The following is a 24,855-nucleotide window of genomic DNA, read 5'->3' as shown; positions in this document are numbered from 1 at the left end:
ATTACCTCCTCAGGGAATCCAGATATCCCTGCAATATCACTGTGGCGGCTACCTTATCCACCTGACCCTTTCTCTTTTTTCTGGACACGTCTCCCTCGATCAGCACCCTGTTGGCTATGGTGGAGGTGTATCTCTCGTCCCACATCACTATCTCCAAATCGGGAAATGCCTCTCTTACCGCCTCGGTCTTGGCCTCCACGTTCTCGGCGGAAGGTCCCTTCGTCCCGTTCTCCCTTATGGGAAGCCCTACCACAACGGTGGAGACGTTCCGAGAGGTGACGAGCTCTCTCAAATCGGAGAGCCAGTCTCCTTCGGCATCCCATACCGCGACCCCCTGGGCAAAAGATCCCAGGGGGTCGCTCATGGCGACCCCTATTCGGACGGTCCCCATATCCAAAGCCACGATTCTTCTCGTCACTTTACGTACCCTTTCACTATGGCCACAGCCTTATCGAGGATATCCTTCATATCGTCGATCTTGGGGCCGCCGGCCTGGGCCATGGTGGGTTTACCGCCGCCTTTTCCACCGAACAAAACGGCCACTTCCTTGACGATCTTCCCTCCGTGCAGTCCCTTCTCCACGGCACCGCTACCGACCATGCAGACCATCTGGGTACGATCTCCGTCGCTGGATATCAACAGGGTCACCGATCCGGGGTCCTTATCCTTTATGCTGTCTCCGACCTCTCGAAGTTGATCGGGGGTAACCCCTTCTATAGAGGCCACGTAGAGGGACACTCCCTGGCCTATGTCGGTCTTGACCACGCTCTCCTTGAGATCATCCATAGCCGAACGGATCGTGTAGCGCTGAAGCTTTTTCTGAAGCTCCCTGTTTTCCTCGTCCATGGACTGTATCTTCTCTATCAACCTGGCCGGACGGACCCCCAGATTAGAGGAAAGCTCTTTCAGGGTTCCTGTTATGTTCTGGTAGTTTCTGAAGGCGTTCATCCCGGTCATGGCGGTAATGCGTCTGATGCCCGATCCTATGCTCTCGTCGTTGATGATCTTGAACAGACCTATCTCTCCGGTGGCGCGAACGTGGACCCCTCCACAGAGCTCGGAGGAAAACTCCGATATGGATACCACTCTTACCTTGTCCCCATATTTCTCCTCGAAAAGAGCCTTCGCTCCCAGGTTCTTTGCGGTTGCGAGATCGGTCTCGTCTACCTTGAGAGGTTTGTTGTTCTGTATCTCCTGGTTAACCATAAGCTCCACCTCGTCCTGTTCGCTGGAGCTCAGAGGTTCGAAGTGGGTATAGTCGAAACGGAGGAATCGGTCGGACACCAGAGAGCCGTTCTGTCTGACGTGCCCGCCGAGGACCCTTATCAACGATTCATGGAGAAGATGGGTGGCGGTGTGGTTTTTGGTTATGGCTTCCCGCCTGTCCCTGTCCACCATCGCCCTAACCTCGCAACCGGACTTTACGGTTCCGCTGGTGACCATTCCCCTGTGAACTATGAGATCTCCCGCCGGGTGAAGTGTGTCCTCCACCTCTACGACGAAGCCGTCTCCCTTGACGAAGCCCTGATCTCCCACCTGACCGCCTCTCTCGGCGTAGAAGGGAGTTCGGGACAGTAAAAGTTCAACAGAGTCTCCCGTCGAGGCGCTGTCGACAACCTTTCCGTCCTTCATCAGAACTGTCAGATCTGCCTCCATCTCAAGGGAATCGTACCCCAAGAAGGGAGTAGCTCCATGTTCGGAAAGCAACTCGGCGTAGAGGTCTCCGGTCATCACGGCGTTAGCCTGCTTGCTGGAGGATCGAGCCCTCTCCCTTTGAACCTCCATCTCCCTTCGGAAGCCGTCCTCGTCGACGGAGAGCCCCTTTTCCTCGCAGATCTCTCTGGTCAGCTCCAGAGGATAACCGTAAGTATCGTAAAGCTCGAATGCTACATCTCCGGAAAGTATGCTTCCATCTCCGGCAAGCACCGAGGATATCTCCTGATGGAGGAGATCGCTGCCCTGCTCCAGGGTACGACCGAAACGTTTTTCCTCCACCGCCACCACCTGCTCTATGGTGAGACGGTTGTCCAGAAGCTCCCTGTAGGGATCGGCCATTATATCCATGACGTTCGGTATTAGGTCGGTCAGAAAGGCCTTTTTGAGACCTATCAACCTGCCGTAACGGGCGGCCCTTCTGAGCAGACGGCGCAGAACGTAGCCCTGCCCGTCGTTCGAGGGAAGAATGCCGTCGGCTATCATGAAGGAGACCGCCCTTATGTGGTCCGAGATCACCTTAGCCGCCATATCCCCCTCGGGACCGTCGCCATATCCTATTCCGGCCATATCGCACACGTGATCCATTATGGGACGGAACAGATCGGTCTCGAAATCGTTGCTGACCCCCTGGACCAAAGAGGTGAGTCTCTCCAGTCCCATGCCGGTATCGATGTTCTTCCTCGGCAGAGGAAGCAGAGAGCCGTCCTCCTGGCGATCGTACTGGGTGAACACGTGATTCCATATCTCAAGGTATCTGTCGCAGTCGCAACCGGGCTTGCAGTCCGGCCCACAGGAAAAGGCCGGTCCCTGGTCGTAGAGGATCTCCGAGTCGGGACCGCATGGTCCCTGAGGTCCCATGAACCAGAAGTTCTCGTCCTCACCGAAGCGAAGTATACGACTGTCGGGAAGTCCGACGTCCTTGGTCCAGACGTCGAAGGCCTCCTCGTCGTCCTTATATATGGTGGCGTACATACGGTCGGGATCTAGACCGATGACCTCGGTGAGGAACTCCCACCCCCAGGTTATGGACTCTTTCTTGAAATACCCGCCCCAGCTGAAGTTTCCGAGCATCTCGAAAAAGGTATGATGCCTGGCGGTACGTCCCACGTTGTCTATATCGTTAGTTCGGACGCACTTCTGAGAGGTTACTGCGCTGTCCACATCCGGTTCGGCTATGCCGAGATAATATTTCTTAAAGGGGACCATACCTGCTATGGTGAACAATAGAGTAGGATCCTCGGGAACCAGAGAGAAGCTATCGTAGTGTTTGGCACCTTTGGAGACCCAGAAATCGACGAACAGTCGACGGATCTCTTTGCCGCTTTTCCATTCCATTATTATCGGTCACCCCTAACGGCGTATCAGTTCAGCCCGTGCCTTACGGGCGTTGGAGAGGACTTCTTCCTCGTCCTGTCCGGGAAATTCCCCGTTTATGTAGATCCAGCTACCGTCCACCATGGTCCCCGCCACGTCGGAAGAGGAACCGGCATATACGAGAAAAACCCCCAGGTTCTCCTCGTTCACCCCTATGTAATTAGGCCCATCCAGATCGACCAGGACCAGGTCGGCTTTCCAGCCCTCTCTGATCAGTCCGGCTTTCTCGAACCCCAGAGCTCGATAGCCCCTGTAGGTAGCCCCGTCCAGTATCTCCTTGGCGGTTACGATAGACGGGTCTCTCAATACCCCTTTATGGAGCAATGCCGCGGTTCTCAGCTCGCCCCACATATCCAGACGGTTGTTGCTGGCGGCTCCGTCGGTGCCCAAGGCCACCGATACGCCGCTGGAGATCATCAAGCTCACCGGAGCCACCCCGCTGCCGAGCTTCAGATTGCTGCCGGGATTGTGTACCACAGTAGCCGGTATCCTCGACAGATCGGAGAGCTCGCCCTCCGGGAACCATACACAGTGAGCCAGAATGAGTCCCGGAACGTCACACAATCCGGTCTTCTCCAGATATTCCATGGCGCCGGTTCCAAACTCGTCCTTCAGGTATCCAAGCTCCCACTCCGTCTCGAGATAGTGAAGATGTACGGACATACCTTTATCCTTGGCGGAGAAGGCTATCCTCTTCATGACGTCTAAGGGCACCGTGTAGGGAGCATGGGGACCCATCTGCACCGTTACCATGGGATCGTCTTTATATCTATCGGCCAAAGCGAGCGATTCCTCTATTTTGGATTCGTCGCCTCCGACTATACCACGGCAGATCCCTGCTCTCATACCGCATGCCTTGGCGGCCTCTGTCACCTTGTCCATCTCGAAGTACATATCGCCGAAACAGGTGGTACCGGAGGAGGCCATCTCCATGAGGGCGGATCGGGTTCCCCAGTATATCCTCTCCGGGTTGAGGTTCGCCTCTACCGGCCAGATCTGTTCTTCCAGCCACTCTTTCAGAGGCCTCTCCTCTCCCAACCCCCTCAGAAGGCTCATGGCGGCATGGGTATGACAGTTCACGAAACCGGGCAGTACCGCCATCCGTCCCTTGCCGTCCACCATATCGTCTCCGATCAGGCTTCCTGCCTTCCCGACCGATGATATTTTCCCGTCCTCGATCAGGATATCGCCGGACCTCGCAGAATCCATCGATCCGTCGAGAAACATCACGTCCTTCAGAAGCATCGTCATTGACTCACTCCCTCCAGTCTGCCATATAGGCCTTCTGAGACTCGGAAAGCTCGTCCAAAGAGACTCCCAGGGACTCCAGCTTGGTGGAAACAACCAGACGGTCGATATCCTCCGGAACCGGATAAAGCCTGGAATCCATGTCTTCGTGGTTCCTGTGAACGTGAAGAGCCGACAGGAGCTGCAGCGCGAAGCTGAGATCCATTATCTCTATGGGATGTCCGTCTCCCGCCGCCAGGTTAACCAGGCGTCCCTCCCCCAGGAGGTAGATATTTCGACCGTCCTCCGTCCTGTAGCAGGTAACGTTGGGTCTGACCTCGGAGACACCGGAGGCTATCGAGGTCAGATCGGACTTCGATATCTCCACGTCGAAATGTCCCGCGTTGCCCAGTATGACTCCGTCCTTCATCTTATCCATGTGTCTGGCGCATATGACGTCCAGGTTGCCGGTCAAGGTGAGGAAGATATCTCCCAAGGGTGCGGCGGCATCCATGGTCATTACCTCGTGGCCGTCCATAAGGGCCTCGAACGCCCTGTGAGGGTCTATCTCGGTCACGACCACCCTGGCACCCAGGGCCTTTGCTCTCATGGCGACCCCTCTGCCGCACCAGCCGTATCCTGCGACCACCACTACCTTGCCGGCGATGAGGCTGTTTGTGGTCCTCATAACCCCGTCCCACACGGACTGACCGGTGCCGTAGCGGTTGTCGAAAAGGTACTTGCTGTCCGCATCGTTGACGGAGATCATCGGGAACGGAAGGATTCCCTGTCTCTCCATAGCCTTGAGCCTCTTTACCCCCGAGGTGGTCTCCTCCGAACCGCCTTTGACCTTTCCTATAAGGTCCTTCCTCTCGTCCAACAAGGTCGCCACTAGATCGGCTCCGTCGTCGACTATTATCTCCGGATCGCTGTTCAAAACGTCTCTAAGATAACCGAAGTAGCTGTCGTGATCCATGCCTCTGTGACTAAAAACGTGCACCCCTTCGGAGACCAAAGCGGCACAGACGTCGTCCTGGGTGGAAAGGGGGTTGCTGCCGGCGGCGAAGACCTCAGCCCCCAGACGGGAGAAGGTCCTCAACAGACAGGCGGTCTTGGCCTCTAGATGAAGACAGGCGGCCAATCGCACACCGTCGAAGGGTCTCTCATCGGAGTAACGCCTCTCCAACGACGAAAGGACCGGCATATATTGCCAGGCCCAGTCCAGTTTCTGCTTGCCTTTAGGGGCCATATCCATGTCGGCCACGGAAAAATTCCTCATCGATCAGCACATCCTCTCTCGTCTTTTAGACGACGGTCAATCGTCTCCGCTATGGACTCCAGGTAGGGAGGTCTGAGAACCCCCATCTCCGTAACTATGGCGGTCACGTTCTCGCCGGGAGTGACGTCGAACCCGGGGTTCCAGACCGGAACGTCCTCCGGTATCAGTTTCGAACCGTAGGGAGATCTTATCTCCGAACCGTCCCGCTCCTCTATGGGTATGCCATCTCCGTCGGAAAGACCTTCGTCGAAGGTACTCATAGGGGCGGCTACGTAGAAAGGCACTCCGTGGGACTTCGCGACGATGGAAAGTCCGTAGGTACCTATCTTGTTGGCGGTATCGCCGTTCATCGCTATCCGATCCGCTCCGACCAGGACGGCGTCTACCTTCTCTTTTTTCATCAGCCAGGCCGCCATTCCATCGGTCATGACCGTGACGTCTATCCCATCCTCCCGAAGCTCCCAGGCGGTGAGACGTCCTCCCTGAAGCCTGGGACGGGTCTCGTCGGCGTACACCCGAATTCTCTTGCCGGAACGCACGCAGGATCTGAGGACGCCGAGAGCGGTTCCCCAGCCAGATGTGGCTATGGCTCCGGCATTGCAGTGGGTGACGACGGTAGCCCCGTCCGGTATAAGGCTGGTTCCGTATTCCCCGATGGCCTCGTTTATGCTGAGATCCTCCCTATGTATCGCCATTGCCTCACCGACGACAGCGGCAGGAGAGGCTCCGGTTAACCTGTCGATCCTCTCGAGGGCCCATCGGAGGTTTACCGCCGTAGGGCGAGTCGACATCAGAAGAGACCTAGCCTCCTGCATGTCCTCTCCGCCCAGACGGGCCAAAGCCATGCCGTAGGCCGCCGCTACCCCGATGGCAGGGGCGCCTCGCACCACCATGGACTTTATGGCGGAGGCCACCTCTTCACAGGTTTTACAACGGACGAAGGCGACCTCCCATGGAAGTTTCGTCTGATCCAAAAGGGCAAGCTCCCCTTCGTTCCATTTCAACGTATCGGGGACCATCCAATCAGCTCCTTTTCACAACGCACGACGACTCCACTCGACAGTCGGCTCTTCCGTCCAGAAAATCGAGGGATATTTTTTTACCGGGAGTCATAGACCTCACAGAACAGACGGGAGTACCAGCTTCGTCTCGACAGGAAACGTAACCTTTTCCCAGAATCCTCAGGGGGGAGGCACCGTCCAAAGCCGCCGATAGCCCTGCAAGCCTCCCGATCTCGGAAACGACCGTCTTTTCAGTCGCAGATACGGCTCTACGAGACAGACCGTCGACGTCCTTTCTAAGACGGTCGATATCTCCCACCACGAGTCGAGTCAGGAGGATCTCCCTGTCGACGACGCGGGTGGCGAGTCGATCGATCTCCCTCTCCATCGCCTTTTTAAGGCGGTTTTTCCCGTTGGAAAGAAGGCTGTAGAGGTAGGTCCTGTCGGGGACGACCACCTCTGCCGCCTCCGAGGGAGTAGCACAACGCCTGTCCGCCGCCATATCGGACAGGGTGAAGTCGACCTGATGACCCACCCCCACCACGACCGAAACGGGGCAGGAGGAGATGGACCTCACAACCGCCTCGTCGTCGAAAGGATTGAGATCTCCTCTGCTTCCTCCGCCTCTGACGAGCAACACCGCATCGGCAGGCAACAGGGATGGCACCTTCGCAAAGGCCTCGACTATCTCGTCCGGACCGTCGATTCCCTGCACGGTAGCAGGGATGAGGACCAACTCCACCGACGGATTTCTGGTCCCCATAACCTTTACCACGTCTCTGAAAGCCGCACCGGTGGCGGAGGTTATACACAGTATCCTTTCCGGGTAGGGAGGGATAGGCCTTTTCCTCTCCGGAGCGAAAATCCCCTCCTTGGAGAGCTTCGCCCTGAGCTCTTCCTTCGCCCTCGAGATGGCCCCCTTTCCCAAGGGGAACAGCCTCCTGGCGTACAACTGGTATATCCCTCTCTGAGGATAGGAGGACACCCGTCCACCGACGACGACCTCGTCGCCGGGACGAGGCCATTTGACGACCCCGGCGGCATCTGACCTGAAGAGAACCCCGGCTATGCGGCTCTCCTGCCCAGATAGGGTGAAGTAGCAATGACCGCTGCTATGTCGTTTCAGGTCTACGATCTCGCCCTGGACCGCTATTTTCCCCATTCCCGGGTAACTCTCTATAGCGTCTTTTATCCTAAAGGACAGCTCGTCTACCGAGAGGATCCCCCTGTTGGGGACGACCTCACTCATCGTCTTCCGGAACGGCGCGGAATATTCTGGCCAGAGCTCCGTTCACGAACCGACCGGATTCGTCGGTACCGAAGACCTTGACCAGCTCCACTGCCTCGGATATGGCCACTGGGACGGGGACAACACGGGCTATCAGGCCTTCGTAAACGGCCAACCGTATGGCCGCATGATCCACTGCGACCATACGGTCTCCCCTCCACCCCACGACGTTGACGTTTATGAGATTGTCTATCTCTTCCAGATGGTCCATAACCCCCAATAAGAGGGCTCTGACGGCCTCCTCGATGTCGATCTCATCCTCGAAGGAAAAATCGTTCAACGCTTTCTCGGCATCGTGTTTTTTAGTCACGTCCATGGAATAGAGAAGCTGAAGAGCCACTTCCCGGGCCCGATGTTTTTTATAATGACCTCGTCCGACCTTCAATCCATCATCTCCTTGAAAAACCTGGCGATCCGAGAGGTCCAATGCTGCCCCTTATCGGAACGAAAGAAAAAAGCAAATCCGTAAAAAGCGGCACCTGCCAGAAGACATTCCAGGGTCCCCTTAAGTCCAAGCTTCAAAAGGGCCGCAACGACGGCGCCGATTATGCCCCAAAAGTAAGGCCGCTCCGTCAACCCCGGACCGTCCTCGCCCTCCACGTCGGAGACGTGCTTCCACGAGACCACTGCATCGAGCCCGAGAGCCTCGAGACGTTCCGTCAGCTCCTCCGACGTCGACAGCTTATCAAGATACAACGTGGTATCGCTCAAGACCAGAGAGAGAAAGATCTGATTTTTCTCACCTAAAAACTCGATATCCCTACAGCTGACGCCCTCGGGAAGATGGCTCTCCACGAAGGCCTTCAACCCTAACGTAGAAAGCCAGATTCTACCTCGACCGTTGTCCATCCACTTTACGTACACGGTGGCCTCCTAATCAAAAAAGGCCGACTCGAACTCGAGCCGACCCTCAAGCTATTCCTGGTCCTTTGATTGCGTCTCGGAACGCTCGTCTATCGCCTCGTTATCATCTCGGGGTTCTTCTTCCGTAGACTCCGCTGGCTCGACGACTTCCCCGGAGGACTCGTCGACTTTCGGTTCGTCGAAGTACACTCCTTGAACGTATATGTTCACATAATTGACGGCGTAACCGGTCATCCCCTCCAGCTCGTTCTTTACTGTCTCCTGGACGTCCCAGGCTAAGTCGGGAATTCGAAGACCGTATTTCACCATGAGAAAAGCGTCGACCGAGATGGACGGATTCTCTCCCTCGTCGACGTAGACCTTTACTCCCTCGGTCACCTTTCGCCCCAACCCAAGCTTGGAAGCAATTCCGGAGCTTGCCGGTTGAATTCCGGTGACCTTCTGTAGAGCCTGTCTGGCAAGCTCCGTTATGACATCCTCGGATATATGGACCTTCCCGGCCACATCTCCCGGAAGTTCGCCTTCCGCCTCGGCAACGGCGCTCTCTACGTCGACGATCTCCGTCTTTTCCGTCTCGACCACAGTGTGATTCATATCATCCATAGGTCAATCATTCCTCCTCGAGCTCGACCTCGGAAGGCGCAAAGGTCCTTCTGCAGTTGGGACATTGGACTGTATCGTTTTCATCGCATAGGTCCGGTCTGTAGTAGAACATGGTGGAACAGTAGGGACAAAGTATCGGCCGATAGAGGTCGACCCCTTCCGGTTCGTCTTCCTCCGCCGTGAGGATGTCCTCCTGGCCCAATACCCGATCGCCCAACCATCCCTCCTCGATGGCGTCCAGATCCTCGCCTAGACCATCACAGTAATCGGAGAGATCCATCAGTTCTTCCGTCAAGGCCACCAAGGATTCATCTTGCCGATCCATGTCGTCCACTACGGCGTCGAGGGCCTCCACGATAGCACCGTACAGGGCCATTTCAAAATCGTCCCTCGGCGTTCCCGCATCGAGCAATCCCTTGATATAGGCTATCTTTTCCCTCGCACTCATCCCGAACCTCCTCAGACAACGATAGAGGACCTACTTTTTAGCACGTTCCAGATAAGCCCCCGTCCTGGTATCTACCACTATATCCTCTCCGACCTCCACGAACATCGGCACCGTCACGGTAAGCCCCGTCTCGGTAGTCGCGGGTTTTCCACCGCCGGAGGCGGTATCTCCCTTGAAGTTAGGAGACGTCTCTATGATCTTCAGGGTCACGCTGTTAGGCAGCTCTATTCCCATGATCCTCTCTCCGTACATCTCCAGAGTAACTTCGAGATTGTCCGTCAGGTATTTGATGGCCTTGCCCAGCACCTCGGTGGAAAGATAGATCTGATCGTAGCTTACCATGTCCATAAAGACATAGCTATCTCCGTCCTGGTATAGAAACTGAGCGGGCTTCTCCTCGAAGACGATCCTATCGAATTTCTCTCCGGAGCGGAAAGCGTTCTCTATGATCGATCCGGTATCGAGGTTTCTCAGCTTGGTCTTTACAACCGCTCCGCCTCTTCCCATCTTATGGTGCTGGAACTCTACGACCTCCCACATTCCTTCCTGCCACAATATCTTGATGCCGGGGTAAAACTTGCTTGTATCCACTACCTGTGCCATCTATGAACCTCCTAGTTCGTGTCGCGTCTCGAATAGCACAATAATACGGACTTATGACCGTACCTGTCAACGTCGATTATCCCCATGACGAAGGAATCAAAGGTCCCATCGTTCTATAGGGCCGTCGGCGACGTTCAATATATAGGGAATCACAACCATGACGACCTCCGTTCTGTCGTCCGTCTTGCTCTTGGACTTGAAGAACTCTCCCAGCAGAGGGATATCCCCCAGTATAGGGATCTTGGTGGTGTTTTCCGTATGTCTCTCGTTGAACAACCCTCCGACCACGAAGGGCTCCCCGTCTCTCACCCTTATGGAGGTAACCACCTCTCTCTCGCTGGTCTGGGGAAATTCTTCTCCCTGGTTACCTTCCTTCCAGGCTATGACCTCTCCAGTCGAGATGGAGAGCTCCACCGAGATAATACCGTCCCTTCCGACCACGGGTGTAAACTCCAGCTTTGGACCTACCTCCTCGTCGCTGTAGGTTGGGTTCCCGGCATCGTCTCTGGCGGAGATATACTTCAGGTTTTCGACCAACTTTATAGACGCCTTCCGACCACTGACCGTTATAACCGAAGGATTGGCCAACACCTTGCCTTTGTTGGCCGTGACCAGAGCCTTGAGTCCCGTATCGAGAAGGCGAATGCCTCCAGTTCCTATATCGGGTATCTCTATGCCGGGAAACTCTATACCTCCAGGTCGGTTCTCTCCGGTAGGAGGATCGTAGGTATCGGGGTCCTTCACGTAAGAATAGCCACCCTCGGCTCCGGAGGAACTGGTACTCAGCCACCAATGCTTGTAGACCGCGTTGAGCATCGTCTCGAGTTCGTCGGAAGCCTCGTCTTTTATCTCTATTATCCTAGCACGAAGCATGACCTGCTTGCCTGGATCGTCCACGGTCTGAAGCACCCTCTCGAAATCGGAGAGCTGATTCTCCGACCCCTTGACGAAAAGCCTTCCCAGTCTCTCGTCCACGGTGATCTTTTCCTTCGGTATGGTTGTGAGGCCTCCTAGCATGTCCGGAAGAGTTTTTACGTCAGAATAGGCCACATCGTAGACTCTGGTCTTCTCCTCTCCCATTACCTTGGATATACCCTCGGGAGAGCCTATCACCAAGGTTTTTCCCACCTTGGCGTAGCTGAGGCCGTAAAGCCTCATGAGATAGCCGAAGACCTCCCGAAGAGGGGCTTCGTCGAATCTCATGGTGAGAGGAGGAACCTCCGCCACAGAGGGATCCAGAACGATGTTCACCTTCATCATGTCCGCCAACATCCTGAAGACGTCCTGTATACCTACGGAACGGAAGTCGACGGAAATCCTCTTGTTCGTCTGAAACGGATCGCTTCCGTCGGTGGGAATCCTACGGGGCTCCTTCAGCTTTTTGGAACTATCCTCCCTGTTCAAAGACGAGACAGTTCTGAAATCTAGAAAAACCCTGTTACAGGGAGAATCTCCCTTTACTGAGTGAAGAACTATCTTCTCTCCGGTGATGAACCTGACCCTTAAACCGCCCTCTACGTGATCCATCTCAACCTTGGAGAGAAGGGGAAAATTGTAGATCCTCTCCCAGCGAGACGAGGGGACAGTGGTCCCCTTGAATATCAGATCTATACGTCCTCCGTCCTGATTTGCCACCTCGGGACGGGGTAGATTCATTCCCTGGACGGTCACGGTTATCCTGTCGGCCCCTACCTGTTGAGGAGTTATCCCGGAAAGAACCGATGGCGGCAGAGGCTCCGAAAAAAGAGGTCCCGGCGCAAAGACAAAGGCAAATAGAACAACGAAGAATGCGATAGTTTTATTTCTCACGTCGACAGCCCTCCCACTTGACTAGAGATTCACCGGAACCGATACGTTGGTTCCGTTCCAACGAAAGATCAGCTTATCGGTCCCTATGGCGAGGAATCGACCTTTTTTATCGGCAAAGGTGGTTCCTTTTCTCACCACCATACCGTTGCCTATTCCGTCTATATCCACCACGGCGGAGGCATCTTTCCCCATAACCATGACGGCTCGAACTATCACCAGAGGAGGCAGGTCGACCAGGTCCTCCACGGACGGCTCGGTAGAGGCCACCGGTACGTTTTTAGGAGCCTCCATACGAACCATCGGATTTCTCCCTATCCTTATGATATCGTTGGCTAGGCGAAGGCTGTCCTTCCTCTCTGCCTGAACGGAATCGTAATTCAAGGCTAAGGCTTCCAATCTTTCTCTATCCCTAGATAGATCCAGCGGACGAACCGTCCTCTCCGACTCTGCCATATGAGCACCCCGCCAAAGGGCGACGAAACAAAACCCGCCCCAGCCAAGGGCAACGACGATCAAGGCAAAAAAAGTCCAACGAGCCCCCCTGTAAAACCGCTCATCGCCTTCCAGCAGATCGTCAAACCATCCTTTGGCACCTTCCAACCACGTAGTTTTAAACCCCATCAGACGTCACTTCCCCGCCACCGTCTCCAAGACTATATCGCCTCGGACTAGCTTATCCTTAAAACCTCCAAAGGTCAGGCTCTTAACCCTCAAAGCGACATCGAGCCTTCTCCAATCGGCCAAAGTTTTTATAAAGGAAGAATAAGGGCCCTCAAAACTTATTTTAACGGCTTGATCGCCGGTATTCCCCTTCATAGAGGCCTCGTCTATAACCCTGGATAGAACTCCGTTAGCGGTAAGCTGTCTCTGTACTAGGGAAAACAGATCGACCTCGTTTTCGGGGCTGTTGACGACGGAGGCATCCGAGATGGGACCGATGATCTCCTTATACATAGATATACGCCTCTCCGTGGACAGGGTCTGTCGTTTTAAAACGTCAAAATCTCTCTGAACGGACAGAAGCTCCTCCTGAAGTCGCTCCACGTGAGAGGTCAAAATCAACGCAAGGGACAGGATCAGCAATGGAACCGCAAAGGTGGCTATCGCGAAGACCTTCCTCCAGCTAAGCTCGGTCATGGAGATACCTCCTCACCGATCTTGAAATCAGAGACCGTGCATAAAAGACGAAACTCGACCAAGCTTGTCCCCTCGTTGGAGACCCTCCTGGTATTGGGAAAGCCGACCTGCGATATCGCCGGCGATTCCATCAACCCGGTAGCGAACAGGACCACATCGTTTTCGTTATAGGAAAACCCGTTTATCTGAAGCTTCCCCGGCTCGGCTCTCAATGACTCCAGCCAGACTCCATCGGGCAAGGAAAGCTCTATCTGTCTGAATATCTCCAGAAGAGGAAGATCCCCGTGTAAAAGCTTCAGAGTCGCCGCCACCAGACTTTCCTTCTCTCTGAGTCGTTCCAGTTCCGAGATGAGATTGACCGACTGAATGGAAAGGGCCTCTTTCCTGCTCTCGGTTTCGTCTATTTTTTTCTGTAACGAATAGGAACGCAGGATACCGCTGAACAGGACCCCGATACAGACGACCATAGCCGCGGCGGAAATCGACATGGCCAAGATCTTGACCAGATTGACCTTGTTGGACTTCTCTACCGGACGCAGCTCCGGAGGCAGGAGGTTAAGACGAACGGTCATGGCAGATCCCTCACAGCCAAACCAACGACCACATCGGAATCGCCGGTTTCCTCGGGCGAATCGGATATGCCCCATTTCAACCAAGGATCGACGCTCTTTACCGAAAAATCAAACTCGTCCTCCAGCCTTTTGACGATCTGTTCCCTCACGGACATATCTCCGGCAAAAAGCACGGTATCCAATTGAATACCCCTAAAAAGGGTACGAACGTAGTTGCCTGTGGCCTGAATCTCGCTGACCACCCGGTTGGACAGCTCATCGAGAGACATCATCGAATCGGCGGGGAATGGCACGGAACGGAATAGAAGGCTGCTTTCCCTAAAGCCTACCATGACCTGAATAGACTCCGCAGCTATTATCAGAACCATGTATCCCTGTTCGGAAGAGGACATCCCCTTGCTTATCGCCCTGAAAGCGGCTACGTTGTTTGGTTCCACCGATGATAAGGGGACCCCCGACTCGACCAGCTTCTCAAGAAATCCCTGCATCTTGCTCTTCCTTACGGCGGCCACCACCAGGTGAACGCGATCCTGTTTTCCCCCGTCGGGCAATTCTATGACGTCCGAATCATAAAGGGCCTCCGAGGCGTCGAAGGGGAAGTTTTTGTCGAACTCCCAATGGAGGACATCTTTGGCCATCTCCGTATCCATATCGGGAAAATCGACGTTCTTTATCATGACGTCTCTGGAGGGAACTCCAAGAGATACGTCAAAGCTAAAACCGCCTATTCTATCCGACAGCTCCTTAATGGCCCTCTCAACCTCATCCTGATCCACCAAGGAATCCTGCTTCACCGCTCCGTGGCCGTAACTGACGAACTCATAATGGTTGACCGTCAGCATCGAATTGGATCGAAGGATTTCAAGGTAATATATCCCGTTGGTCATTATGGCTAAGCCGGCAAAGCCGTTTTTGGTCTTTTTTCTATTCCATAAAGCCATTGAAAACCTCCGTCACTGTATTTCCAAAGCTACCGAAGCGGACAAAGCGAACATTCCCTCTTGTCCAGCCTCCACGGAAACCCACGTCGAACTGTCGAAAAAGAGATCAAAGAAACGTTCGGACGAAATCCTGCTATCATCCACGTCGAAAAAGGACGTTTTATCGTCCCAGTGGATGGGGAGTACTATTTCGCCTTCCTGACTCAAATAGAAAATCTTCGCTGAACGCTCCACTCGCGTTATCGTTCCGGTGATCTCGAAAGCCTCGGCACTTGCACGTTTAGGGAGCAACGCCAGACAACACAAATACAGAAAAAGAAACCCTGCGATCCTGGTTTTTCCCTTAAGAGTCACCATAACCTCCTCCAGTATCCGGAACGCATAACGTCCCCATTCGAGCCCCCCTCTTCATCATCGGGAACCTCTATGGAGAGGACAGCTCCGTCTGAATCCATTTTAGCACCCAGCCCCTCGGGAAGATCAAATTCATCTTCTTCCTTACCGCCGGGATTAAGGACTCCCATCACGACCTTTCCGTTCTTGACCTCCATTCCGGTTATCTTAATGCCAGGCAAAGATAGACTCCTGGACTTTCCCGAAAAGGCCCCAGCTCCGTCAAAAGCTTTCAACATGTAAAGCTTAGCGATCCCCGGCTCGCAGGGATTCCCCTGAGAAGCTATGTAGGTGCTTCCAAAAAACTTTCCCCTGTAGATCAAAGGCGGGGTCGTTGAGAACTCCCCTCTCTCCAAGGGTATAATCCATCCCGGCTCTCTATCGTCCTCGTCAAGAAGGTCGTCGTTAAAGACCAAAACCTTGAGGTCTTCCCTGGCTATCTTTCCGGATTCCGAGTCCGGCTCCTTAAAGCCTACCAGACAATTCGAGCCAGGGCGATCGGACCCTCTAGGGACAAGATCGTAAGGATCTCCCGTAGCGGCAAAGATCCATCTCCGTCCGTTCTTCAAGGAGAGGTCCACCCCGTGCACCAGAGGAGGCCGATCCTCTCCATCCGCCAGGTCCCCTATCATGTCTAGACTCCAGCTGTAGGGATCGTTCCCCTCCCAATTGAGGCGCCACAGCTGTCCTTCGGTATCACCGACGTAGGAACGGGATATTCTGAGATAGTCGGGCCTTCCATCCCCCTTGCTGACGGCCACATCGGCGATGACCTGCCCCATTCTGTCGTCTGAGATGGTTTTAAACACCGATCCGTCGGAGACGTCCAAAGCGTATATGGCCCTTCCCCCCTGATCGTCGACGTGTTGAAAGGAGATAGCTCCATCCGAGGATCTTACAGTGCTGCCCGCTCCGGCTCCGAACAGGGCGAGCCATTTTCTCTCCCAGCCGTCGTCTATCCATCCGATAAAAGGCTTTCCTATCACCCTCCTGAGGGATGGGACTGCGTTATCCCCGGAAGTAAGGTGGGATCCTTTCTGAGAGTAACTCCACACCAGCCCGTTATCTTCAGGGATAAAACCGTTGTCCGAGTAGACCAAGCTATCTCTGGCCCATATGAAACGGGGCTTGACGGGATCGGTGACGTCCAAAGCGTAAAGGCCGGAACCGCCGTAGCCGAGGGACCCCAGCAAGATAGTTCTGTATCTCTCTCCGGTAACCCCGTAGGGAGTCTCTATCTTAACGTCCTCCACCACTATGGGACCGGCCAGAAGATACCTGGAACTTCCCATCTCGGGTTCTACCGGGTTGTCCACTAATCCGGCAAGACGGGAACGGCAAAGAAGATTGGGAGGGATAATCCCCAGAAACTCCCTGCCTGTCTCGTCGTCAAAAAACTGCAAAATCCCGCCGTTCCCCTGAGAAAAGAGCACCACGTCTCTGGAGCGGTTTTCATAGACGAAAGAGCTAAAATCGGGGTCGGACCTGGTCCCGGGAGGACCTTCCATCAGCAAGATATCCCCCCTGTAGAGATCCACCATAGGAGAGACCCTGTCGGAGTTATGATTCCAACTTCCACCTCGAACCCAACGGACGAAATTAGCCGAATCGGAATCGCTCACGCCGGCTTGGTAGGCCACGGAGGAAGCCTCCGTCCCTCCCGTAGGAAACCTCTTTAGATTGCTGCCGGAAAGGGACTCACCGGAAAAATCGTACCAAGGAGCATGATATATATTCCGCCTGTCCCACCGAGGCAGCCCTTCCGATCCATCCCAAATAGTCTCATATCCGTCGGGAGACGTCAGTCTTTTCTTGTAGAGATAGCCCGGCCATGCACCGTCGGTTCTAGGGAGGAAAGAGGCCGCATAGACGATATCGCCCTCCTCGGACAAGTTCGTCTGAACGTCGGGAGGAACCGAGGACGATCTGCCATTCTGTATCAACCTGAAGATAGTTCGAAACGCCTCCAGGAGGGAGTCCGTATCTGTAGCGTAATAGGCGGTCTTCTTTATGCTCTCGTCCACCTCCCAAGCCCGTCCCTCGTCAGCCATCGCGTCGAGTGTATCAGACTGAAAATCGACTAAACCTATCACAAAGGTCCTGACCGGCCGAGCTTTTTTTCCATACGGGTTAGGCCAGTCGGGATCGTCTAGGTTGGCCCGGTAGAGTTTTTCGACAGCGTCCTCCGGTTTGGCTCTGGGATCGGAGTCCTCTCCGTCGGTGAGGACTATCAACCAGTTGTCCTGACAGGGGTACTCTATCTCCGACTGAATGAAGGCATAGGCGCAATTTTTGGGATTATTGCCTCTGGAAAGGATGGATCTCTCTAAGGGAGTGCCACCGACGGCTCTCAACTCGTCGTTTTCGGAGGTCTCCACTCCGTCTATCAGGGCCAGAAGGTCGTACCAGTGGCTTGTCCCCAGCTTACCGTCCGGCACGCCGCCGTAAAAGTTCGACGGAGCATAGAAAAAAGGACCTATTACGTCCAGCCCCAATCTCATAAGCGCCTTGCTTTCGCCTGTGGGTTGCCAGGAGAGCCTCTGTCTTTCCCAGTACCACCCCCCCCAGTAAGAGGGGAACTCATAGGAGACATATCCGCTTCCCGGAACGCCATATCTCTCTCTTTGATGATAGGTACATAAACCTATCTTCAAGCCCTCCACCATGGAGGGGTCTGTGAAGATGGACCAGAGGACCTTCTTCAATATGTACATCCTGCTGTCGTTGGGGTGCAGGTAGCGATTCCCCTTTCGTCCCATGAGGCCAAGAAGAGTATCATATCGAAGATCGGACACCTCTTCGTCGGACAGATAGGTTACGGGAGGATAATACGATAGAGAACCGTCGTCGGGATCGTTGTTGCCGGGGTCGGTGTCCCTTCCGTAATAATATTGATCGCTAAAGGGCTTGCTTCCGTCACCGTGAGTGGTATCCCCCTCAAGATCGAACAGCATTGAGCCGCTCGTATCGATGAGCAGAAGGACGTTTGGAGGGACGGGGGTGGAATATTCCTCCGGAACGGGCTTGAATACGCTGGGAAGGTCTGAGGCGGCAGCGACGAAGGGGGAGAGGAACAAAGAGGACAGAAAAGACGCGATAAAATATTTAAAGGCTGCGGTACCTTTCATCACAATCTACCTCCTCAATTCTGCGATTTTTCCACGGTCTGTTCCAGCGTGATGTGAAACCCCTGATCGTCCCTTACTGTAGTCCTTACTAGATATACCGACAGCCCCTCTACGTTTCCTCCGTAGTTCTCCTCCTTTTCGGATTCCCCCTCCGAAGCGACGTGCAACTCACCCGAACGCCTGGGAGGCAAACCGGCAATATAGGCAAGTCCGCTGTCCCTATACACCAGGTCGTAGACCGCCGTTTTGGACGTCAAGTTACCCGTGGACCCGTCGCGTATCATGGGGAAATCGTCAACCCTGGCCAGCAGGACGTCGAAGGAGACGCCGTCGTCGGGATCTTCGTCCCAGGAGGAGAAATATCCGCCGTGATATTTCATCAGGGGGAAGGGCTTATCCTCAAGCTCCAGAGTCAACCAGGCCTTCATGTGTTCAATTTCCGAAACGGCCATGCTGTACATCTCCATCCTTCTTATCGACCTCGAGGAGCTTCTGTGGAAATTCTCCACTATGTAGAGAGAGGCAAAGACGAAGGCGGATCCAACCGTCAAGACTATCAGCACCAAAACCAGAGAAAAGCCGGAACGCCTCATCTGTTTCTCACCCGCCAAAAAGAGGTCGTCATACTCAACCGATAGCGATAGTCGTCCGCGGTGGGCATATCGCCGGCATCAGGCCACGGCAGGTTTTCCTGAGGTACGGGGCTGTCTTCCCTGACATCCCCTCTGGTCAACACGCTGACCTTTAGCACATTTCCGGGAAGCTCTTCGAAGAACACCTTCAGGACCCCCTTTACCACCGGCTGAGATGACACGTTATTGTCATTTACGTAGAAGACCCCGCCGGAGGCGTAGGCTTCCATGGTCCTAATCATGATAAGAGGGTCATGCTGGGCGGACGTCGCCGGAGATTTTCCTCTGAAAACCAGATCCAGAGGGTTGCCGTTTGAATCTGTTACAAAGGGGGCCTCTACGGACAAAAATGATACCCATCTCTGCCCTGAGGACTTGGAGAGATATGCCTGTTCCAAGGTCATCCCACCGACGTTACCGGTAAGAGAAACCGAGGTCGAACCTCCGGGGGAGAAGTCGGTCATCGCAGAGGTCACGACGTCCAGGGGGACGGCATAAACCAACCGAATTCTTTTCCCTTCGTCAACTATGGAGACAGGAGCGCCCCAGGATTTCAAAAGAGAATCGCTTTCGACGCAGTGAGAATAGCCGCCAGGATCGGATGGCAATCCCAGCCCGGCGGATAAGACCGCGGACTCCAGATAGGCCAGGACCATCTGCCCCTTTTCAAGGGCGGTCGTGTACTCCGAGGACTGCTCGTAATTTCTCAAATAAGTGTAAAGGAGGGATACTGCTGATCCGGCCACGAGCGAGGTTATCAACAACGCAATCAAGACCTCCAGCAAGGTGAAGGCCCTCTTTTTTTTCGTCCCCTTTTCGTAGACACGGATCATAGGGAACCTCCTCTGACGGAAAAAGGTCCGTAATCCCGGGAGACCGACAGAGATCCGCTTCCCATTAGCCCCGACCACTCGACCTCGACTGTAACAGTCCAGAGGTCCGAACTGGCGGAGCTATGGACCGTTCGATTCCACAGGTAGCCTCTGTCGTCGCTGGTCACCACGACCCAGGCGGGGATGGAGGAGGAGTCCAGACGGACCCCCTCCACCTCCTCAAGCCTGGTCATGGCAACCGACGTAGCCCTCTCCCTCTCCGCGCCATGGACCATCAACCTGGTGGTGGCTATCGGAACTACCGCCAGACCGACCAGGGCGACCGCCAGTATTAGCATGGCTATCAGGGTTTCTACGAGAGAGAAGGCGCCGCGGGACATGCTCCTAGCGAACCCTCATGTAGACACCGTCGTTATTGTCGTTGTATGGTGTCCCATTTATGTTGTAAAGACCAGTTTCAGTTGCCATGGACGTCAATTTCTCTCTCACGCCTTCTTCATTAGTAACCAAATCCCCCTTATACCCTACCATGTCGAAGGACACTACTTTATACTCATAGTCTCCTGCAACAAGCTCTCTGTCCATGTACTTTCCCAACACGTCCTTAACGTCACCTTCAGCAGGCCACGCGTTGTTGTCGGCGTAGTACATAAGCGCTGCGGACTTTAGGCTCCTAAGGTCGCTGACTATCTTGGTGGCGTTGGCCTTGTCGGTTCCGCTTCCGGCAACCAGAAGCATTCCTCCGGCCAGTATGCCGATGATTATTATGACTATCAGCAGCTCGACCAGAGTAAACCCTCTTGCCTTTCTCGCTCTCTTTGCCTTTACGTTATCGCTCATCTTCATGTTCACATTCCTCCCATTTATTTTTATGTTTTTATCTATATGCCGAATATAGCATCACACACTTGATTGGTCCAGCCTTAAAGCATCTCCTGTATGGCCGTAACGATAGGTGAAAAGATGGCGAGAGCCACCAAGGCCACTATTCCTCCTACGAAGACTATCAGAAGGGGCTCCAGTATGGACGTGAGCCTCTTTATCTTCTCGTCCAGTTCTAGCTCGAACCAGTCGGCCACCTTGTTGAGCATCTCGTCCACCTGGCCGGTCTCCTCCCCTACGCTGAGCATATGGGCCACCATGGGGGGAAACAGCTTGACGTTTCTGGCGGTCTCGCCCAGACCGGCCCCCTTCCTGACGGATCGCTCCAAAACCTTGAACGCCCCCTCGAATACCGTGTTTCCCGCGATACGAGACGTCATGTCCAGGGCCTGGAGAATGGGGATACCCGAATGGGTGAGGGACGCCAGAGTTCTGGTGGATCTGGCCATTCCCGCCCTGAATATCAGGTCTCCGAAGATAGGCAACTTCAGTTTGACCCTGTCCATGAAGGGTTTGGTCCTACCCCACCGAGCTAGAAATATCGTAGCGGCTACGAGCCCCGCCACGGAGAGGACGAAATACACCCAGTTATCGGCCATCCAGAGTCCGAAGGAGAACATCGTCCTCGTCGCCCAGGGCAACTCTATTTTCAGGTTGGTGAATACCGTCGCGAACTTGGGCATGACCACGGTTATCAGGAGATAGAGAACGAACAACGAGAAGGCCATCACCACCGCGGGATAGGTTACGGCGGAGACGATCTTTTTCTTGAGGGCGTCCTGACGCTCCAGAAAATCGGCCACCCTCTCGAGACTGGTGTCCAGAGATCCCCCTTCCTCTCCGGCCTGGATTATGGATATGGACAGAGGGGGGAAGACCGGTAGCTTCCCCATCGAGTAGCTGAGGGATTGCCCTCCGTCGACCATTCTCTTGACCTTGGAGATACCATCGGTGAGTATCTTGTTTTTAGTCTGTTCCGCCAGTATATCCAGAGAGGATCCCAGGTTGACCCCGGCTCTTACCATAGTGGCCAGTTGGCGAAAGAAAACCGCCTTATCCTTCAACGGCACCGTACCGATCCTCTGAAGCCGACCGAAAAGTCCCTCCGACGAAGAGAACCGGGAACCTCCTGACGATCGATCCTTATCTTTTACCGATCCGCCTCCCTCCTCTATGGAGACTGGCAGCATGCCTTTCTTTCGAATCTGAGCGACCACGGATCGGGTGTCGTTGGCCTCTATAACTCCCACGTCTATTTTCCCGTCCGAGGCTCTCGCCTTATAACGATATTTCACGGCCAATCACCGCCTTATCCAAGATCGTCGGCCTCGAACACGAGGCGCTCGAAGTCCTTGCGATCGTAGGCATAGGTTCCGGCCTGTTCGAAAGTCAACATGCCCTTTAACACCAGTCGAGACAGATCCTGCTCCATGGAATGCATTCCGACCTCCGAGCCAGTCTGCATTATGGTCTTGATCTGACCCGTCTTACCCTCTCTTATGCAGTTTCTCACCGCCGGATTCACCCTGAGCAGTTCGGTAGCCACCACTCGGCCGCCCCCCGGCATAGGGATAAGCTGCTGAGAGCAGATCCCTATCAGCGATGACGCAAGCTGAAGCCTTATCTGCTGCTGTTGATGGGGAGGAAATACGTCTATCATCCTGTCGATAGACTGAGAGGCATCCCTGGTGTGTAGGGTAGCGAAGACCAGATGGCCCGTCTCGGCAGCTGTTATGGCCGCTCCTATGGTCTCAAGATCTCGCATCTCTCCTATAAGGATGACGTCGGGGTCCTGTCTTAAAGCCCTTTTAAGGGCCTCGGCGAAGGAAGCTGTATCGGATCCCACCTCTCTTTGATGCACGACGGAGTTTTCCGACCTGTACATATATTCTACAGGATCCTCTATGGTTATTATATGTTCCTTTCGGGTCAAATTTATGTGCTGGATGCACGCCGCCAACGTGGTGCTTTTCCCGTGTCCGGTGGGCCCTGTGACCAGCATCAGTCCTCTTTTTTGCTCACATAGCGACTCGAGAGCCTGAGGCAACAAAAGTTGATCCAATGTCCTTATGTCCGTAGGGATAAGCCTGAGGGCCATGGCGGGATTGCCCAGCTCGTAGAAACAGTTTCCTCTGAACCGGGCCTCCAGGTCGTCTCTTTTGAAAGAAAAGCCGAAATCCATCTCTTTCTTCTCGAAAAAGGTCTCACGCTGATCCTCGGACAGGACGTCCGACAGGATAGTCTCCATATCGTCCTCCTCTACGACACCCACGTTGGAGACCTTTACAAGGCACCCGTCGATCCTCATTATCGGACGGTTCCCTACGCTCAGATGAAGATCGCTGGACCTCTTCTTTACAACCTCTCCCAGCAGATCGTGGATTCTGACGGACAAGGACATGACATCTCCCCCTAGATCGTGACGTTCATCATCTCCTCCATGCTGGTGACGCCCTCCAAGACTTTGGAAACGCCAGCTTCACGGAGTGTTCTCATGCCCATCTTGACAGCCTTGGTTCGTATTTTAGAGGCGGTATCCTGGTCTATGATCCCGTCCTTTATGGAATCGTCCAGCTCCATTATCTCGAACAGGGAGGTCCTGCCGGAATAACCGGTTCCCCGACAGGCGTCGCATCCCTGGGGTCGATAGGCCTCCGATCCTTGAGGAATACCCAGTTCGGAACAGAGAATGTCGGGGATGACGTATCTTTCCTTGCAGTTTTCGCAGAGGCGCCGAACAAGTCTCTGAGCTATGACGGCGATGAGAGAGGACGCGACCAAAAAGGGAGGAACCCCCATGTCCTCCAGACGAATAGGGGCACTGGTGGCGTCGTTGGTGTGCAAGGTAGACAGAACCAGGTGGCCCGTCAAGGCTGCCCTTATGGCGAGATTGGCCGTTTCGCCGTCCCTTATCTCTCCGACCATTATCTTGTCCGGGTCCTGTCTCAGGATGGCTCTGAGCACGGAGCTGAAGGTTCGGCCCGCCTTTTCGCTGACCTGTACCTGGCTTATGCCGTTTATGGAGTACTCCACCGGGTCCTCGATGGTCACTATGTTGACGTCGGGGTTGTTTATCCTCTCCAAAAAGGAGTACAGCGTTGTGGATTTTCCGCTTCCGGTGGGACCGGTCACGAGGATTATCCCGTAGGGAATCTTTAGAAGCCGATCCAGCCTGTCCCGATCCTCCTGGTCGAATCCGAGTTTTTCCAGACCCACCATTGCGTTGCTCTGGTCCAGGACCCTTATGACCGTTTTCTCCCCATAGATGGTGGGCAAGGTGGACACTCGGAGGTCCACCTTTCTGTCCAGGACTCTTATCAGAATCCTTCCGTCCTGAGGTTTCCTCTTCTCCGATATATCTATATTACCCATTATCTTTATTCTGGACGTCACTGCGGGGTGGAGCCCTCTGGAGAAGTCCAAAGCGTTGAAAAGCTGTCCGTCGACGCGAAAACGGACCTGGGTGCTTTTTTCCATAGGCTCTATGTGTATATCCGAGGCCCCTTCTCTGACCCCCTGCTCCAGTATGTTGTTGACGATTTTTATTACCGGGGCATCGTCGGCCGCCGCACCATCCCTGATCGCGATCCCCAGATCCAGCTCTCTGCCCTCCGAGCTGGAGTCGACCACCTCTATCTCGGCGTCGTCCAGGGATTCCTGCATAGTGTATATCCTTCCAAGATCCCTGAGTATCTGAGAACCAGGACAGAGTCCGAAGGATATCTCCTTGCCGGATATCATCCTGAGTTCGTCGGCCGCCACTAGATCCAGAGGATCGGCTGTGGCCACCATGAGGTTTCCGTCGTCGGTTATAGTAAGAGGAATGACACGAAGCCTCTCCGCCGCGTTCTGAGGTATCAGCCGAAGGGCCTCCGGCATAGGACGATATCTGGAGGTGGACACCATCGGAAGATGAAGCTGTTTAGACAAAGCCTCCACCAGTTGAAATTCCGACAGTCTGCCGTTTTTCAGGAGGATCTCTCCCAGTCTCATGCCGGTCTGCTTCTGTTCCTCCAAAGCGGATTCGAGCTGTTTTTCCGTGAGGACGTTGGACTTTATAAGAAGATCCCCGAGTTTGACGTTTTTAAACGATTCCAACTCATACACTCCTTTTCCTGAAAGGAC

The 24,855-nt window shown here is 54.4% G+C and carries 24 protein-coding genes; all 24 read right to left on the bottom strand.

Annotated elements, in window-relative coordinates:
- Window position 1: 1 nt before the first annotated feature.
- Window positions 2-418, bottom strand: a complete 417-nt coding sequence (ruvX, locus tag L2W58_RS01105; protein WP_236101129.1) for a Holliday junction resolvase RuvX — start codon at window positions 416-418, stop codon at window positions 2-4.
- Window positions 415-3,051: an alanine--tRNA ligase gene (gene alaS / locus L2W58_RS01100; RefSeq protein ID WP_236101127.1), complete on the bottom strand. Its 2,637-nt coding sequence runs from the start codon at window positions 3,049-3,051 to the stop codon at window positions 415-417. Before alaS ends, ruvX begins: the two co-directional genes overlap by 4 nt.
- Before the next feature lie 15 nt (window positions 3,052-3,066).
- Entirely contained in the window at window positions 3,067-4,341 is a 1,275-nt protein-coding gene (locus L2W58_RS01095) for an amidohydrolase (protein ID WP_236101126.1), read from the bottom strand.
- A 4-nt stretch (window positions 4,342-4,345) separates the two neighbouring features.
- The gene (locus L2W58_RS01090; protein ID WP_236101125.1) at window positions 4,346-5,596 is read right to left on the bottom strand and encodes an adenosylhomocysteinase; all 1,251 of its coding nucleotides are present in this window, start codon (window positions 5,594-5,596) and stop codon (window positions 4,346-4,348) included.
- The gene (mtnA, locus tag L2W58_RS01085) at window positions 5,593-6,615 is read right to left on the bottom strand and encodes an S-methyl-5-thioribose-1-phosphate isomerase (protein ID WP_236101124.1); all 1,023 of its coding nucleotides are present in this window, start codon (window positions 6,613-6,615) and stop codon (window positions 5,593-5,595) included. The genes L2W58_RS01090 and mtnA overlap by 4 nt, the downstream gene beginning before the upstream one ends.
- A 4-nt stretch (window positions 6,616-6,619) precedes the next feature.
- Complete coding sequence (xseA, locus tag L2W58_RS01080) at window positions 6,620-7,846, bottom strand: exodeoxyribonuclease VII large subunit (RefSeq protein WP_236101122.1); 1,227 nt, start codon at window positions 7,844-7,846, stop codon at window positions 6,620-6,622.
- A complete protein-coding gene (nusB, locus tag L2W58_RS01075) occupies window positions 7,839-8,270 on the bottom strand; it encodes a transcription antitermination factor NusB (RefSeq protein ID WP_236101121.1) in 432 nt (143 codons plus the stop codon). The genes xseA and nusB overlap by 8 nt, the downstream gene beginning before the upstream one ends.
- Complete coding sequence (locus L2W58_RS01070; protein WP_236101120.1) at window positions 8,267-8,749, bottom strand: hypothetical protein; 483 nt, start codon at window positions 8,747-8,749, stop codon at window positions 8,267-8,269. The genes nusB and L2W58_RS01070 overlap by 4 nt, the downstream gene beginning before the upstream one ends.
- A 51-nt stretch (window positions 8,750-8,800) precedes the next feature.
- The gene (locus L2W58_RS01065; RefSeq protein WP_236101118.1) at window positions 8,801-9,352 is read right to left on the bottom strand and encodes an Asp23/Gls24 family envelope stress response protein; all 552 of its coding nucleotides are present in this window, start codon (window positions 9,350-9,352) and stop codon (window positions 8,801-8,803) included.
- A gap of 7 nt (window positions 9,353-9,359) precedes the next feature.
- Window positions 9,360-9,800, bottom strand: a complete 441-nt coding sequence (locus L2W58_RS01060; RefSeq protein ID WP_236101117.1) for a CD1247 N-terminal domain-containing protein — start codon at window positions 9,798-9,800, stop codon at window positions 9,360-9,362.
- Between the two features lie 30 nt (window positions 9,801-9,830).
- On the bottom strand, window positions 9,831-10,403 hold the full coding sequence (gene efp / locus L2W58_RS01055) for an elongation factor P (protein WP_236101116.1): 573 nt from the start codon (window positions 10,401-10,403) through the stop codon (window positions 9,831-9,833).
- 96 nt (window positions 10,404-10,499) lie between these two features.
- Window positions 10,500-12,212 carry a type II secretion system protein GspD gene (locus L2W58_RS13150; protein ID WP_236101115.1) on the bottom strand — a complete coding sequence of 571 codons (1,713 nt, stop codon included), beginning with the start codon at window positions 12,210-12,212 and terminating at the stop codon, window positions 10,500-10,502.
- A gap of 21 nt (window positions 12,213-12,233) precedes the next feature.
- Window positions 12,234-12,833: a hypothetical protein gene (locus L2W58_RS01045; protein ID WP_236101113.1), complete on the bottom strand. Its 600-nt coding sequence runs from the start codon at window positions 12,831-12,833 to the stop codon at window positions 12,234-12,236.
- 6 nt (window positions 12,834-12,839) lie between these two features.
- The gene (locus tag L2W58_RS01040) at window positions 12,840-13,349 is read right to left on the bottom strand and encodes a hypothetical protein (protein WP_236101112.1); all 510 of its coding nucleotides are present in this window, start codon (window positions 13,347-13,349) and stop codon (window positions 12,840-12,842) included.
- Window positions 13,346-13,921, bottom strand: a complete 576-nt coding sequence (locus tag L2W58_RS01035) for a PilN domain-containing protein (protein WP_236101111.1) — start codon at window positions 13,919-13,921, stop codon at window positions 13,346-13,348. The genes L2W58_RS01040 and L2W58_RS01035 overlap by 4 nt, the downstream gene beginning before the upstream one ends.
- Window positions 13,918-14,862, bottom strand: coding sequence for a type IV pilus biogenesis protein PilM (pilM, locus tag L2W58_RS01030; protein ID WP_236101110.1), 945 nt, complete (start codon window positions 14,860-14,862; stop codon window positions 13,918-13,920). Before pilM ends, L2W58_RS01035 begins: the two co-directional genes overlap by 4 nt.
- Before the next feature lie 350 nt (window positions 14,863-15,212).
- Window positions 15,213-18,383, bottom strand: coding sequence for a pilus assembly protein (locus L2W58_RS01025; RefSeq protein ID WP_236101109.1), 3,171 nt, complete (start codon window positions 18,381-18,383; stop codon window positions 15,213-15,215).
- A gap of 14 nt (window positions 18,384-18,397) precedes the next feature.
- Complete coding sequence (locus tag L2W58_RS01020; RefSeq protein ID WP_236101108.1) at window positions 18,398-18,976, bottom strand: hypothetical protein; 579 nt, start codon at window positions 18,974-18,976, stop codon at window positions 18,398-18,400.
- Window positions 18,973-19,848, bottom strand: a complete 876-nt coding sequence (locus tag L2W58_RS01015) for a PilW family protein (protein WP_236101107.1) — start codon at window positions 19,846-19,848, stop codon at window positions 18,973-18,975. Before L2W58_RS01015 ends, L2W58_RS01020 begins: the two co-directional genes overlap by 4 nt.
- On the bottom strand, window positions 19,845-20,228 hold the full coding sequence (locus L2W58_RS01010; RefSeq protein ID WP_236101106.1) for a type IV pilus modification PilV family protein: 384 nt from the start codon (window positions 20,226-20,228) through the stop codon (window positions 19,845-19,847). Before L2W58_RS01010 ends, L2W58_RS01015 begins: the two co-directional genes overlap by 4 nt.
- A gap of 4 nt (window positions 20,229-20,232) precedes the next feature.
- On the bottom strand, window positions 20,233-20,694 hold the full coding sequence (locus tag L2W58_RS01005) for a type II secretion system protein (RefSeq protein ID WP_236101105.1): 462 nt from the start codon (window positions 20,692-20,694) through the stop codon (window positions 20,233-20,235).
- A 77-nt stretch (window positions 20,695-20,771) separates the two neighbouring features.
- The gene (locus L2W58_RS01000) at window positions 20,772-22,025 is read right to left on the bottom strand and encodes a type II secretion system F family protein (protein ID WP_236101103.1); all 1,254 of its coding nucleotides are present in this window, start codon (window positions 22,023-22,025) and stop codon (window positions 20,772-20,774) included.
- A gap of 14 nt (window positions 22,026-22,039) precedes the next feature.
- The gene (locus L2W58_RS00995) at window positions 22,040-23,131 is read right to left on the bottom strand and encodes a type IV pilus twitching motility protein PilT (protein WP_236101101.1); all 1,092 of its coding nucleotides are present in this window, start codon (window positions 23,129-23,131) and stop codon (window positions 22,040-22,042) included.
- An 11-nt stretch (window positions 23,132-23,142) separates the two neighbouring features.
- Window positions 23,143-24,837 carry a GspE/PulE family protein gene (locus L2W58_RS00990; protein WP_476700525.1) on the bottom strand — a complete coding sequence of 565 codons (1,695 nt, stop codon included), beginning with the start codon at window positions 24,835-24,837 and terminating at the stop codon, window positions 23,143-23,145.
- Window positions 24,838-24,855: the final 18 nt, after the last annotated feature.

The sequence above is a fragment of the Dethiosulfovibrio faecalis genome (assembly GCF_021568795.1).
Classification (GTDB): domain Bacteria; phylum Synergistota; class Synergistia; order Synergistales; family Dethiosulfovibrionaceae; genus Dethiosulfovibrio; species Dethiosulfovibrio faecalis.
This window is presented reverse-complemented; position numbering and strand designations above follow the sequence as displayed.

Bases quoted from the DNA above. Each gene is read 5' to 3' on its own strand.
- alaS (WP_236101127.1), bottom strand. From the start codon at position 3,051: ATGGAATGGAAAAGCGGCAAAGAGATCCGTCGACTGTTCGTCGATTTC.
- L2W58_RS01095 (WP_236101126.1), bottom strand. From the start codon at position 4,341: ATGACGATGCTTCTGAAGGACGTGATGTTTCTCGACGGATCGATGGAT.
- L2W58_RS01090 (WP_236101125.1), bottom strand. From the start codon at position 5,596: ATGAGGAATTTTTCCGTGGCCGACATGGATATGGCCCCTAAAGGCAAG.
- mtnA (WP_236101124.1), bottom strand. From the start codon at position 6,615: ATGGTCCCCGATACGTTGAAATGGAACGAAGGGGAGCTTGCCCTTTTG.
- xseA (WP_236101122.1), bottom strand. From the start codon at position 7,846: ATGAGTGAGGTCGTCCCCAACAGGGGGATCCTCTCGGTAGACGAGCTG.
- L2W58_RS01065 (WP_236101118.1), bottom strand. From the start codon at position 9,352: ATGGATGATATGAATCACACTGTGGTCGAGACGGAAAAGACGGAGATC.
- L2W58_RS01060 (WP_236101117.1), bottom strand. From the start codon at position 9,800: ATGAGTGCGAGGGAAAAGATAGCCTATATCAAGGGATTGCTCGATGCG.
- efp (WP_236101116.1), bottom strand. From the start codon at position 10,403: ATGGCACAGGTAGTGGATACAAGCAAGTTTTACCCCGGCATCAAGATA.
- L2W58_RS01045 (WP_236101113.1), bottom strand. From the start codon at position 12,833: ATGGGGTTTAAAACTACGTGGTTGGAAGGTGCCAAAGGATGGTTTGAC.
- L2W58_RS01040 (WP_236101112.1), bottom strand. From the start codon at position 13,349: ATGACCGAGCTTAGCTGGAGGAAGGTCTTCGCGATAGCCACCTTTGCG.
- L2W58_RS01035 (WP_236101111.1), bottom strand. From the start codon at position 13,921: ATGACCGTTCGTCTTAACCTCCTGCCTCCGGAGCTGCGTCCGGTAGAG.
- pilM (WP_236101110.1), bottom strand. From the start codon at position 14,862: ATGGCTTTATGGAATAGAAAAAAGACCAAAAACGGCTTTGCCGGCTTA.
- L2W58_RS01025 (WP_236101109.1), bottom strand. From the start codon at position 18,383: ATGAAAGGTACCGCAGCCTTTAAATATTTTATCGCGTCTTTTCTGTCC.
- L2W58_RS01020 (WP_236101108.1), bottom strand. From the start codon at position 18,976: ATGAGGCGTTCCGGCTTTTCTCTGGTTTTGGTGCTGATAGTCTTGACG.
- L2W58_RS01015 (WP_236101107.1), bottom strand. From the start codon at position 19,848: ATGATCCGTGTCTACGAAAAGGGGACGAAAAAAAAGAGGGCCTTCACC.
- L2W58_RS01010 (WP_236101106.1), bottom strand. From the start codon at position 20,228: ATGTCCCGCGGCGCCTTCTCTCTCGTAGAAACCCTGATAGCCATGCTA.
- L2W58_RS01005 (WP_236101105.1), bottom strand. From the start codon at position 20,694: ATGAAGATGAGCGATAACGTAAAGGCAAAGAGAGCGAGAAAGGCAAGA.
- L2W58_RS00995 (WP_236101101.1), bottom strand. From the start codon at position 23,131: ATGTCCTTGTCCGTCAGAATCCACGATCTGCTGGGAGAGGTTGTAAAG.